Origin of the sequence: Pseudomonas sp. TH10, assembly GCF_016651255.1 — a bacterium.
Lineage (GTDB): Bacteria > Pseudomonadota > Gammaproteobacteria > Pseudomonadales > Pseudomonadaceae > Aquipseudomonas.
The window spans coordinates 44963-57650 of the sequence record NZ_JAEKEG010000050.1 but is presented as its reverse complement, the minus strand read 5'-3'; the positions used below and the strand labels follow the sequence as shown (position 1 = coordinate 57650).

Here is a 12688-nt window from a genome sequence, read left to right as displayed (position 1 = left end):
TCGGTTTTATCGGGTGTTACTGCGCACCTTGCTTGTCGATCAGCGCGGCGAGCATTTCGTACTCTTCGCCAGTCAGATCGGTCAGCGGCGCCCGTACCGGGCCAGCGTCATAGCCGGCGATTTTGGCGCCTGCCTTGACGATGCTCACGGCGTAACCGGACTTGCGGTTGCGGATGTCCAGGTACGGCAGGAAGAAGTCATCGATGATCTTGCCGACGGTGGCGTGATCTTCGCGGGCAATGGCGTGGTAGAAATCCATCGCGGTTTTCGGAATGAAGTTGAACACCGCCGAGGAGTAGACCGGCACGCCCAGTGCCTTATAAGCAGCGGCGTAGACTTCGGCGGTCGGCAAACCACCCAGGTAGCTGAAGCGATCGCCGAGGCGGCGACGGATCGACACCATCAACTCGATGTCGCCCAGGCCATCCTTGTAGCCGATGAGGTTCGGGCAGCGCTCGGCCAGGCGTTCCAGCAGCGGTGCGGTCAGGCGGCAGACGTTACGGTTGTAAACCACCACGCCGATGTTGACCGATTTGCACACGGCTTCAACGTGGGCGGCAACCCCATCCTGGCTGGCTTCGGTCAGGTAGTGCGGCAGCAGCAAAAGACCTTTGGCGCCCAGACGCTCGGCTTCTTGAGCGTATTCGATGGCTTGACGAGTCGAACCGCCAACGCCGGCGAGAATTGGCACGCTGGTCGCGCAGGTGTCGACGGCAGTCTTGATGATTTCCGAATATTCGCTGGCAGCGAGGGAGAAGAACTCACCGGTGCCGCCCGCAGCGAACAATGCCGAAGCACCGTACGGCGCCAGCCATTCCAGACGTTTGATGTAGCCGGCGCGATGGAAATCGCCCTGCGCGTTGAAATCGGTTACCGGGAAAGACAGCAGGCCGGTAGAGAGGATGGACTTCAGTTCTTGTGGATTCATTATTCGAACACCCTGGTAGCAACGTTTTTTGTGATTGGACCGTTTCAGCCTTCGCCGAAGTTGTAGGTCATCGTACAACTTAAAAAATAACCGTCAACTGCATTTCATCGTCAGGAGGGGAATAAGTGAGAAAACCTGCAGCTGGATGGGCGTTGGATAGCTACGGCTGAGAGGTACGTTGTCCGAGGATGTCTACTTTCAGAGCCGACGGGATGATCGCTGGCCTCATCGCGGGCAAGCCCGGCTCCCACAGGGGTCGTCGACGGACACACAACCGGATTTCACTCAGGCCCGTTGCAGGAGTGAGGCTGCTGGCGATCGCAGTGTTCCTGTCGCGTCGATAGTGGATGTACCGCCGCCATCGCGGGCAAGCCCGGCTCCCACAGGGAGCGTCGATGGACACAGAACCGGATTTCACTCATGCCTGTTTCAGGAGTGCGGCTGCTGGCGATCGCAGTGCTCCTGTCGCGTCGATAGTGGAGGTGCCGCCGCCATCGCGAGCACGCCCTGCTCCCGTCAGGTTTAGCCCCGCTGCGCCTCTGCCTCTTCATGGGCGCGGCGCAGCCGCTCGCGGCTGTTGGTCAGGTGCAGGCGCATGGCGGCCCGTGCCGCATCGGAATCCTGGCGCGCGATGGCGTCGTAGATCTCTTCGTGCTCACGGCTCAGGCGGCTCATGTAATGCTGCTGGTCGTCGTGGGCGAGCCGCGCCGAGTTGAGGCGGGTGCGCGGAATGATGCTGGTGCCCAGGTGCGTCATGATGTCGGTGAAGTAGCGGTTGCCGGTCGACAGGGCGATCTGCAGGTGAAACTGGAAGTCCGAGGCCACGGCGTCACTGGCATGGGCAGCGCTTTCGTTCAGGGCATCAAGCGCGGCGCGCATCAGGGCCAACTGCTCGGCGCTGCGGCGTTGCGCGGCAAGCCCGGCGGACTCTACTTCGAGGCTGATGCGCAACTCCAGGATGGCCAGCACGTCTCGCAGGGTGACCACGGTGGCGGGATCGATGCGAAAGCCACTCGGGCTTGGGGTATCGAGCACAAAAGTACCGATGCCATGGCGGGTTTCCACCTGCCCGGCAGCCTGCAACCGTGAAATGGCTTCGCGCACCACGGTGCGACTGACGCCATGGGCGTCCATGATCGCCGACTCGGTCGGCAACTTGTCACCGCGTTTGAGATGACCGTCGCGGATCTGCTCGGACAGCACCGTCACCAGTTCCTGAGCGAGGCTACGGCGCTTGCGAGGGAGACGTGGTGTGGCGATCGGGTTTTCCATGGTGAACATCGGTCTCGAAAAATTCGGTTGAAACCGCATCATAGCTCAACGCGGTTGTACGATCACCTCTACCTCGTAGGAGCCGCCGCAGGCTGCGATCTTTTGACCCTCGGTGCCTGCAAAACAAAATCAAAGATCGCAGCCTTCGGCAGCTCCTACAGGCGTATCGTCTAGGCGGTGACTGGTTGCTCCACCAGATGGCCATTGTCGATACGCACATGGCGCGGATGGAAGCGTTTGAGGCTGCTGCGGTGGCCGACGCTGACAATGCTCAAGCCCGGGATCTCGTCGATCAGCGCCTGATACAGCGAGGCTTCATCCTCTTCATCCATCGCCGACGTTGCCTCGTCCATGTACAGCCACTGAGGCGCATAAAGCAGCGCGCGGGCAAACGCCAGGCGTTGCTGTTCACCCGGTGACAACATGCGCTGCCAGTGATTGGGTTCGTCCAGGCGTCCCAGCAGGTGCGGCAGGCGACACACTTCCAGCACGTGGGCGTAACGCTCTTGCGGATACGTCTCGGCGACCTGTGGATAACTCAGCGCTTCACGCAAGGTGCCAATCGGCAGGTAGGGTTTTTGCGGCAGGAACAGGTACCGCTCGGCCGGCAGGCGGATGCTGCCATGGCCCCGCGGCCACAAATGCCCCATCGCCCGCAGCAGCGTCGATTTGCCACTGCCGGAGCGGCCGCTGATCATCACTCGGTCACCCTCCTCCACCGTCATGTCGGCGTCGGCCAGCAGGTGGCGACCATCAGCAAGATCCAGCCCCAGGTTGTGTACTTTTAACGCCGAGCCCGAATTCTGCACGTCGATGGCCTGCGGCTTTTGCTCATTCTCGGTCATGGCCTGACGGAAACTGAGCAGGCGATCACAGGTGGCGCGCCAGGCCGCGAGGCTCTGGTACGCACTGATAAACCAGCTGAAACTCTCTTGCACGTTGCCGAACGCCGAACTGATCTGCATCAGTTCACCCAGCTCGATTTTGCCGGCGAGGTAACGCGGCGAGGCCACAATGAACGGGAAGATGATAGCGGCCTGGCTATAACCGGCGGTGAAGAACGTCAGGCGTTTGGACACTTTCATGATGTCCCAGAAGTTGTGCCAGACATTGCCGAAACGGGCGCTCAAGCGACGATTTTCGTTCGGTTCACCGTTGTACAACGCGATGCTTTCGGCATTCTCGCGAATCCGCACCATGGAAAAACGCAGGTCGGCTTCGAAGCGTTGTTGTTGGTTGTTCAGACCGATCAAACGACGACCGATCAAATGCGTCAGCCAACTGCCTACCACGGCGTAAACCAGCACGCACCAGAACATGTAGCCGGGAATGGTGATGCCATAGACTTCAATGCTCCCCGACACGCCCCAGAGAATGATCGAAAACGACACCAGACTGACGATATTGCGTAGCAGTCCAATGCCCAGTTCAAGGGTGTTGGAAGTGAAGTTGTTGAGGTCTTCGGAAATCCGCTGATCCGGGTTGTCGGTGTAACCGCCCTGCTCCAGTTGGTAGTAATTCTTGTCGGCAAGCCAACGGGAAAAATGCTTTTCGGTGAGCCAGGCCCGCCAGCGTATCGTCAGCATCTGGGTCAGGTAGAGCCGATACACCGCCCCGACAATCGCCACCGCCGCAATGCCGCAGAAATACAGAATCAAGCGCCAGAACGCCGCTTCATCCTTCTTCTGCAGAGCGTTATAGAAATCCTTGTACCAAGTGTTGAACCACACCGAGATGCCCACGCTGAGCAGCGAGAGCGCGATTACGGCAATCAGCAACGTCCAGGCCTTGCCCTTCTCTTCACTGCGCCAATAAGGCGTGATGATCGCCCACACCTTACGAAAAAACTGCCCGCGCACAGCATCGTTGACCGCGGAATATTCAGCGTTCTGATTCATGGATAAGGCTCGATATAGAAAAGAACAGACACGCACCGATCATAGTAGATCGGTGCGTTTTATCGCGAGGGCTGGCGATAGTCGTTCAGCGCAGGTTCAGCGACGAACCGGGCGCTTCTGCAGTTTGCGCTGCAGAGTGCGACGATGCATGCCCAGGGCGCGGGCAGTGGCGGAGATGTTGCCTTCGTGCTCGGTGAGCACGCGCTGGATGTGTTCCCACTGCAAGCGGTCCACCGACATCGGGTTTTCCGGTACCAGGGTGTCGAGGTCGGCGTGCTCGGAGAGCAGCGCGGCCAATACGTCGTCGGCGTCGGCCGGTTTGCACAGATAGTTGCAGGCACCGCGCTTGATCGCTTCGACCGCCGTGGCAATGCTCGAATAACCGGTGAGGATCACCACGCGCATTTCCGGGTCCAGTTCCAGCAGCTTGGGCAGCAGCACCAGGCCGGAGTCGCCGTCCATTTTCAGGTCGAGCGCGGCGTAGTCCGGCAGATCAGCCTGGGCGATGGTCAGGCCTTCCTCGGCGGAACCGGCGGTGCTGACGCGAAAACCACGGCGGGCCATGGCGCGAGCCATGACGCGGGTAAAGGTTGCGTCGTCGTCGACCAGCAGCAAATGCGGCAGTTCTTCGCCTTCGACTTGGATTTCGTCACTCATGTTGGTCTCCTCGGGCGCCGTGGGGCAGGCGCAGCTCGGTGAGCGTACCGCCTTCCTCATGACTATAGAGTTTCACTGAGCCGCCGGCGCGTGTCACGCTGGCCTTGCTCAAAAACAGGCCCAGGCCGAAACCTTTGCCCTTGGTGGTAAAAAACGGTTTGCCGATCTGCTCGGCGATGGCCAGCGGCACACCGGCGCCGTGGTCACGAATGCTGATGGTCACGTTTTCCGCGTCCCAGTCCAGCGTCACCTTGAGGTTTTCCGGGCAGGCGTCGGCGGCATTGTTCAGCAGATTCAGCAGCGCCTGAGTCAGATCCGGCGGCGGCGCCATGCGCGGCACCGTGCCTTGGCCCAGGCGATGAAAGCGATAACTGGCTTCCGGGCGCATCAGGTGCCAGCGGTTCAGCGCTTCGTCGAGCCATTGGGTGACGTCCTGCATTTCGACCGCGAGACGACGATTGGCCTCGGCGGCGCGCACCAGTTGCTGCAAGGTCTCTTTGCACAGTTTGACCTGATCCTGCAGCACCTTCAGATCGTCCTGCAACATCGGGTCGGGATGATCCTGCTGCATTTCCTTGAGCAGCACGCTCATGGTGGCCAGCGGCGTACCCAGTTCATGCGCGGCACCGGCAGCTTGCGTGGCGACGGCCAGCAATTGCTGATCGCGCAGGCCTTCTTCACGGCGGATCGCGCGTAATTCTTCCTGACGACGCAGCTCTTCGGCCATGCGCGCGGCGAAGAACGTGATCACCGCAGCGGCCAGCGCAAAGCTCAGCCACATGCCGTAGATCTGCAGGTTCTCGCGGGCGACCGGCAGGGTCTCCAGTGGATAGAAACGCGCCAGCAGCAAGGTGTACATGGTCAATGCGATGCCGGACAGGATCACCGAATAGCGCCAGGGCAACGTCACGGCGGCGATGGTCAGCGGCACCAGGTAATAGGACACGAAGGGGTTGGTCGAACCGCCGGAGAAATACAGCAGCGCACTGTGGATAAACAGGTCGCAGGCCAGCTGCACGGCGTATTCGAGCTCAGTGACCGGCCAGGAGGTGCGCAGGCGAATGGCCGTGAACGCGCACAACAGCATCGAGCAGCCGAGGGTCATCGCCAGTTGCACCCACGGCAACGGCAACAGTTGCAGCCAGTAGGCCAGGCCTACGGAACCGGCCTGCGCGGCGAGCACCAAAGTGCGGATGAAAGTCAGCCGCCAGAGGTTCTGGCGAGTGGCGGAAGTCAGTTGTACGGGGGCGAGCATGAGCTCTCCTGATGAGCGCTCCAGGCGGATCGCACGGAGTATAACCAAGCCACGGCCTCGAGAGGCGAAAGTGCGGCAAACGACCACATGGCAGAAAGAACGGTGGCGTCTATTAGACCGCTATCACGAGCAGGCTCGCTCCCACATTAAGATGCAATCTCTGTGGAGCGAGCCTCGCGATTGACCGCGCAGCGGTCGCCTTCGATCTGTATAGAAGTTGTAACTGGGCGAACCGGAGCATAGAAGCTAGAGTCTGATGGTTTCACGCAGGCCCCCGAACCATCACCTGCGCCCTCATCAAGGAGCCTTCATGCACACATTTCGCCGCAGCGCCGCCCTTCTCGCCCTGACCGTCGGCAGCGTCGCCAGCCTTCCGGCCCTGGCCGCCGATGAGCTGCACTACAACCAGATTTCCCTGCGCGCCGAAGTCAGCCAGGAAGTCGCCCGCGACCAGATGATCGTGACGCTCTACACCGAAGAGCAAAACACCGACCCGGCCAAACTCGCCGCCGACGTCAGCACCACCATGAACAAGGCACTGGCCCAGGCCAAGCAAGTCAAAGACATCACCCTGCGCCAGGGCAGCCGCAACAGCTACCCGATCTACGACACCAAGGGCCAGAAAATCACCGGCTGGCGTGAACGCGCCGAACTGCGCCTGGAAAGCTCCGACTTCGCCGCCCTCTCCAAACTCACCGGCGAACTGCTGGGTGACCTGAAAATGGGCGGCATGGACTTCGCCATCGCCGACCCGACCCGCAAAGCCAGCGAAGACGCGCTGCTCAAAGAAGCCGTCAGCGCCTTCAAGGCCCGCGCCCAACTGGCCACCGATGCACTCGGCGGCAAGGGCTACAAGATCGTTAACCTGAACCTCAACAGCAACGGTTATCCACAACCGTACATGCGCGGGCCGATGATGATGAAAGCCGCCAGCATGGACGCCGCTCCGGTGACCCCGGAAGTTGAGGCTGGCACCAGCCAGGTCAGCATGACGGCAGATGGGTCGATTGAAGTGTTGATGCCTTAAACCGCCCCTTGTAGGAGCGTGCCGCAGGCTGCGATCTTTTGACTTTGCCTTAGAGATCAAAAGATCGCAGCCTTCGGCGGCTCCTGCGCGGAATACGTCGATCAGGCCGCATACGTGGAATATGTCGATTACGCCGCGTGCGCGAAATATGCCGCATCCGTGGGATATGCCAGATGCGCCGATGGCGAGGGTATAAATAAGTAACACCGCGCGCCAACCGGGTGCACCTCAGCCTTCGATTGCTCCACGCGGGTGCGCGATATGCACCGTAAAAACCACTCGCAAACGGTCAAATGCGTCAAAAGTTATACAGATGCGACATTAAGGTACGTTCGTGCCACGGTTTGAGGCTGGCAGTCGCTCTGCATCTTGCAATGGGTATGGCCCCTGCATAAGTATCCGCAGGCACGACTCACGAGGTCGTACCTCAAATCAAAAAATGACAACAAATCATGAGGCCAACATGCTTAAACACGCGGTCATTCCGTTTTTAGTCGGCGCAGGCTTGTTAGCCTCCGCACCTTTCGCATCCGCTGCGACTAACCTGGTGTTCTGCTCCGAAGGCAGCCCGGCCGGTTTTGATCCGGGCCAGTACACCACCGGAACCGACTTCGACGCCTCAGCTGAAACCATGTTCAACCGTCTGACCCAGTTCGAACGTGGCGGCACCGCCGTGGTTCCTGGTCTGGCGACCAAGTGGGACATTTCCGAAGATGGCCTGACGTACACCTTTCACCTGCGCGAAGGCGTCAAGTTCCACACCACCCCGTACTTCAAGCCGACTCGTGAGTTCAACGCCGACGACGTGCTGTTCACTTTTAATCGCATGATTAACAAGGACGACCCGTTCCGCAAAGCGTACCCGACCGAATTCCCGTACTTTACCGACATGGGGATGGACACCAACATCACCAAGATCGATAAAGTCGATGACCACACCGTCAAGTTCACTTTGAAAGAAGTGGATGCCGCGTTCATCCAGAACATGGCCATGAGCTTCGCTTCGGTTCAGTCCGCCGAGTACGCAGCCCAGCTGCTGAAGGAAGGCAAAGCCGCCGACATCAACCAGAAACCGGTCGGCACCGGCCCGTTCGTATTCAAGAGCTACCAGAAAGACTCGAACATCCGCTACACCGGCAACAAGGACTACTGGAAGCCTGAAGACGTGAAGATCGACAACCTGATCTTCGCCATCACCACCGACCCGTCGGTGCGTATTCAAAAGCTGAAAAAGAATGAGTGCCAAGTCACCCTGTTCCCGCGTCCAGCCGACCTGAAAGCGCTCAAAGAAGACAAAACCCTGAAAATGCCTGACCAGGCTGGTTTCAACCTGGGCTACATCGCCTACAACGTGATGGACAAGGTCAAGGGCAGCAACGAGGCCAACCCGCTGGCTGACCTGCGCGTCCGTCAGGCACTGGACATGGCCGTGAACAAGCCGCAGATCATCGACTCGGTTTACCAGGGCGCAGGCCAACTGGCCGTTAACGCCATGCCGCCGACCCAGTGGTCTTACGACACCACTATCAAAGATGCCAAGTACGACCCTGAGAAAGCCAAACAGCTGCTCAAGGAAGCCGGCGTCAAGGAAGGTACCGAGATCGTTCTGTGGGCGATGCCGGTACAGCGTCCGTACAACCCGAACGCCAAGCTGATGGCTGAAATGCTCCAGTCCGACTGGGCCAAGATCGGCTTGAAAGTGAAGATCACCAGCTACGAGTGGGGCGAGTACATCAAGCGCTCCAAAGGTGGCGAGAACCAGGCCATGATCATTGGCTGGAGCGGTGACAATGGTGATCCGGACAACTGGCTGAACGTGCTGTTCGGCTGCGACTCGCTCAGCGGCAACAACTTCTCGAAATGGTGCGACAAGAAATTCGACGGCCTCGTGAAGGAAGCCAAGCGCACCACCGACCAAGGCAAGCGCACCGAACTGTACAAACAGGCGCAACACGTCCTCAAAGATGCAGTCCCAATGACACCTATCGCTCACTCGACGGTGTATCAACCCATGCGCGCCAACGTGCAGGACTTCAAGATCAGCCCATTCGGCTTGAACTCCTTCTACGGCGTCAGCGTCAGCAATTGAGTTAACGCAACGGCGACGTTTTTGACGTCGCCGTTGCTTTATCTGCCGGAAAGTTAGGAATTTGCCTACATCCATGTCCGACGCTGACTCCAGCGCCGGCGCAGGACGCGTCTACTTTTCCTACGAATGTTTAGGACTCTACGCATTTACTGCCGGCCCGATGGCTCATACCGTCGGAGTTCGACCAGCTCATACGTGGGCTCTCGGTTTTGCTTCACGTAAATGGATTGCGCTCGATAAGACCCCACGTCCCCAGTCGGAACGAGGCTTGTCGAAAATACTCAGAGAACAGAGGGAGCGTCATGCGCCATACCTTGGTTTTTTCCGCATTGCTGGGCGCCGGTCTGTTGGCCGTCTCGTCCGCCAGTTTCGCCGCCAGCAAAAGTCTGGTGTTCTGCTCAGAAGGCAGCCCGGCAGGTTTTGATACCGCGCAGTACACCGCAGCCACCGATAACGATGCGGCCGAACCGATCTACAACCGTCTGGTCGAGTTCGAAAAAGGCGCGACCAATGTCGTACCGGGCCTGGCGACCAAGTGGGACATTTCCGAGGATGGTCTCAAGTACACCTTTCACCTGCGCGAAGGTGTGAAATTTCATACAACGCCGTACTTCAAGCCGACCCGTGACTTCAACGCGGACGACGTGTTGTTCACGTTTAATCGCATGCTCGATCCACAGCAGCCATTCCGTAAGGCCTATCCAACGGAGTTTCCGTACTTCAACGGGATGAGCCTGAACAAGAACATCGCCAAGGTCGAAAAGACCGGGCCGCTGACCGTGGAGTTCACGCTCAACAGCGTCGACGCCGCGTTCATCCAGAACATCGCCATGAGCTTCGCCTCGATCCTGTCCGCCGAATACGCCGACAAACTGCTCGCCGAAGGCAAGCCAAGCGACATCAATCAGAAGCCGATCGGCACTGGCCCGTTCGTGTTCAAGAGTTATCAGAAAGACTCGAACATCCGCTTCAGCGGCAACAAGCAGTACTGGGACCCGAGCCGGGTCAAACTCGACAACCTGATCTTCGCCATCAACACCGACGCTTCGGTGCGCGTGCAGAAACTCAAGGCCGGCGAGTGCCAGATCACTCTGCATCCCCGCCCTGCCGATGTTGAAGCGCTGAAGGCCGACCCGAAACTGCAACTGATCTCCAAGCCGGGTTTCAACCTCGGTTACATCGCCTACAACGTCCGGCACAAACCGTTTGACCAGCTCGAAGTGCGTCAGGCGCTGGACATGGCGGTGAATAAACAGGGGATTCTCAACGCTGTTTATCAAGGCGCCGGTCAACTGGCCGTCAACGCCATGCCACCGACGCAGTGGTCCTACGACGACACGATCAAAGACGCCGCCTACAACCCGGAAAAAGCCAAAGAGCTGCTCAAGGCTGCCGGCGTCAAAGAAGGCACCGAGATCACCCTGTGGGCGATGCCGGTGCAGCGCCCCTACAACCCCAACGCCAAACTGATGGCCGAAATGCTCCAGGCTGACTGGGCGAAGATTGGTCTGAAAGTGAAGATCGTCAGCTACGAATGGGGCGAGTACATCAAGCGCACCAAGAATGGTGAGCACGACATCAGCCTGATCGGCTGGACCGGTGACAACGGTGACCCGGACAACTGGCTGGGTACGCTGTACAGCTGCGACGCCATTGGCGGCAACAACTACTCCATGTGGTGCGACCCGGCTTACGACAAGCTGATCAAACAGGCCAAGATCGTCACCGACCGCGACCAACGCACCGTGCTTTACAAACAGGCCCAGCAATTGCTTAAACAGCAAGTGCCGATCACGCCTGTGGCCCACTCGACGGTCAACCAGCCGTTAAGCACACGGGTTGAAGGGTTCAAGGTGAGTCCCTTCGGCCGCAACGTGTTCTCGGGTGTCAGTATCGATTAACCCAACCGATTAGCCGCAACGCTGAGGGGCGCCGTCTAGCCCCTCACGCAAGCGCTTTGCCGAAATTCGCCAATCCGGCCTTTGGCAAACGTTTGCGATGTGTGAATGAGTTCTAAACCAATAACCGGCCAACCTAAAAAGGCCGGCATAAAAAGAAAGTAAAGGAGCTTCACCCATGAAACTGAGCAGCACCGCGATACTGGCCCTGGCCATCAGCAGCATCACCGCCACGGCTTATGCGGAAACCCAAAGCCAGGCGTTCTCTCCGGTGACCGTTAACACCAAGAGCGCCCAGGCTGAAGCGACCGGCTTCGTTGAAGGTCAGTCGATCACCGGTACTACGCGCAACTGGTACGCCAATGAGCAACTGGAGCGCGGCGGTAAATTCGCCTATAAAAAGAATGGTTCGCTGGCCGAAACAGATCGCCGGATCAACTGGGTTCAAGGCACCATCGTCAAGTACAACTCGGGCTTCACCGAGGGCACCGTCGGCTTCAGCACTGAAGTCGCGGCGTACAACGCCATCGCCCTGGAGCGTGATCGCGAGAACCTGGCATCCAACAACGGTGGCGCACCGGGTACTCGTCCAGGCGCGGGCAACAACCGCACCCTGACCCGCGAAGGCGGCGAAGCTGTGGGCCAGTGGAGCAAAGTGGGCTTGGCCAACATCAAGGCTCGCGTTTCCAACACCACCCTGACCGCCGGCCGCATGGGCTTCAGCAGCCCACAGGTCGATGTGATCGGTAACCGTGCGCTGCCTTCGAGCTTCGAAGGTGTTTCGCTGCACAGTGAAGAACTGAACAACCTGTCCTTCGATCTGGCTACGTTCGATCGCAACTCTCCGCGTACCGAAGAAAGCCTGAGCAAGTTCCGCTCCGAATACGGCGACTCCAGTGCCGAAGCCGATCACGTCAACACCGCCGGCATCACCTACACACCATTCGCCAGCCTGACTACGAGCCTCTGGGGCACCCAGGCCGAAGACCTGTGGAACCAGTACTACTTCGGCGCCAGCCACGTGCTGGGCGACAGCTCGGTACTGAGCCTGACCACTGGCCTGAACTACTACAAGACCGTCGACGAAGGCAAAAAACTGCTGGGCGAAATCGACAACGACACCTACTCGCTGTCGTTCGGCTTGACCCACCAAGCGCACAACCTGACGTTCTCGTACCAGCAAGTGAACGGTAACGAGTACTTCGACTACCTGCACGAAACCAACGGCATCTACCTGGCCAACTCCCTGCTGTCGGACTTCAACGGCCCGAACGAGAAGTCCTTCCAGGTTTCCTACGCCATCAACATGGCCGAATACGGCGTGCCGGGTCTGAAATTCAACATCTACCAGGCGCGTGGCTGGGGCATCGACGGCACTCACTACAACGGCAACAAAGGCGTGGCCGGCAAAGGCTACGACGGTATCCAGGAGCAGGACGGCGAGCACCACTATGAATACGGCATCGGTGCGACCTATGCCGTACAAAGCGGTCCTCTGAAAGCCACCACCATTCGCGGCACTTACACCGCGCACCGTGCGAGCGAGTTCCAGTCCGACGGCAGCATCAACGAGTTCCGTCTCGTGACCACCATCCCGTTCAACATCCTGTAAAAAACGCCAACCGAAGGCTGACTCATGAAGAGTCGGCCGTTCGGTTTTTTGT

The 12688-nt window shown here is 59.1% G+C and carries 9 protein-coding genes; 4 read left to right on the top strand and 5 right to left on the bottom strand.

The features are described 5' to 3' along the window. Positions 1 to 16: 16 nt before the first annotated feature. The 5 genes from kdgD to JFT80_RS07940 all read right to left on the bottom strand — a co-directional run bounded on the left by kdgD (position 17) and on the right by JFT80_RS07940 (position 6010). Entirely contained in the window at positions 17 to 928 is a 912-nt protein-coding gene (gene kdgD / locus JFT80_RS07960) for a 5-dehydro-4-deoxyglucarate dehydratase (protein WP_201147502.1), read from the bottom strand. A 522-nt stretch (positions 929 to 1450) separates the two neighbouring features. After that, entirely contained in the window at positions 1451 to 2200 is a 750-nt protein-coding gene (locus JFT80_RS07955; protein ID WP_201147501.1) for a FadR/GntR family transcriptional regulator, read from the bottom strand. A gap of 170 nt (positions 2201 to 2370) precedes the next feature. Continuing rightward, a complete protein-coding gene (locus JFT80_RS07950; RefSeq protein WP_201147500.1) occupies positions 2371 to 4098 on the bottom strand; it encodes an ABC transporter ATP-binding protein/permease in 1728 nt (575 codons plus the stop codon). A 96-nt stretch (positions 4099 to 4194) separates the two neighbouring features. Further along, on the bottom strand, positions 4195 to 4755 hold the full coding sequence (locus JFT80_RS07945; protein ID WP_007942792.1) for a response regulator transcription factor: 561 nt from the start codon (positions 4753 to 4755) through the stop codon (positions 4195 to 4197). Then, complete coding sequence (locus JFT80_RS07940; protein WP_201147499.1) at positions 4748 to 6010, bottom strand: ATP-binding protein; 1263 nt, start codon at positions 6008 to 6010, stop codon at positions 4748 to 4750. The genes JFT80_RS07945 and JFT80_RS07940 overlap by 8 nt, the downstream gene beginning before the upstream one ends. 310 nt (positions 6011 to 6320) lie before the next feature. Here JFT80_RS07940 and JFT80_RS07935 point away from each other — a divergent pair, with 310 nt between their 5' ends. The 4 genes from JFT80_RS07935 (at position 6321) to JFT80_RS07920 (ending at position 12636) form a co-directional block, all read left to right on the top strand. After that, a complete protein-coding gene (locus JFT80_RS07935; protein ID WP_201147498.1) occupies positions 6321 to 7037 on the top strand; it encodes an SIMPL domain-containing protein in 717 nt (238 codons plus the stop codon). A gap of 463 nt (positions 7038 to 7500) precedes the next feature. Next, positions 7501 to 9126, top strand: a complete 1626-nt coding sequence (locus JFT80_RS07930) for an ABC transporter substrate-binding protein (protein WP_201147497.1) — start codon at positions 7501 to 7503, stop codon at positions 9124 to 9126. Positions 9127 to 9428: 302 nt separating this feature from the next. Continuing rightward, positions 9429 to 11027, top strand: a complete 1599-nt coding sequence (locus JFT80_RS07925) for an ABC transporter substrate-binding protein (RefSeq protein ID WP_201147496.1) — start codon at positions 9429 to 9431, stop codon at positions 11025 to 11027. 175 nt (positions 11028 to 11202) lie between these two features. After that, positions 11203 to 12636 (top strand): OprD family porin, encoded by a 1434-nt coding sequence (locus JFT80_RS07920; protein WP_201147495.1) that lies wholly within the window; start codon positions 11203 to 11205, stop codon positions 12634 to 12636. Positions 12637 to 12688 lie beyond the last annotated feature (52 nt).

Excerpts from the sequence above, each read along its gene's own strand:
- kdgD (WP_201147502.1), bottom strand. The coding sequence starts at position 928 with ATGAATCCACAAGAACTGAAGTCCATCCTCTCTACCGGCCTGCTGTCT.
- JFT80_RS07955 (WP_201147501.1), bottom strand. The coding sequence starts at position 2,200 with ATGGAAAACCCGATCGCCACACCACGTCTCCCTCGCAAGCGCCGTAGC.
- JFT80_RS07950 (WP_201147500.1), bottom strand. The coding sequence starts at position 4,098 with ATGAATCAGAACGCTGAATATTCCGCGGTCAACGATGCTGTGCGCGGG.
- JFT80_RS07945 (WP_007942792.1), bottom strand. The coding sequence starts at position 4,755 with ATGAGTGACGAAATCCAAGTCGAAGGCGAAGAACTGCCGCATTTGCTG.
- JFT80_RS07940 (WP_201147499.1), bottom strand. The coding sequence starts at position 6,010 with ATGCTCGCCCCCGTACAACTGACTTCCGCCACTCGCCAGAACCTCTGG.
- JFT80_RS07935 (WP_201147498.1), top strand. The coding sequence starts at position 6,321 with ATGCACACATTTCGCCGCAGCGCCGCCCTTCTCGCCCTGACCGTCGGC.
- JFT80_RS07930 (WP_201147497.1), top strand. The coding sequence starts at position 7,501 with ATGCTTAAACACGCGGTCATTCCGTTTTTAGTCGGCGCAGGCTTGTTA.
- JFT80_RS07925 (WP_201147496.1), top strand. The coding sequence starts at position 9,429 with ATGCGCCATACCTTGGTTTTTTCCGCATTGCTGGGCGCCGGTCTGTTG.
- JFT80_RS07920 (WP_201147495.1), top strand. The coding sequence starts at position 11,203 with ATGAAACTGAGCAGCACCGCGATACTGGCCCTGGCCATCAGCAGCATC.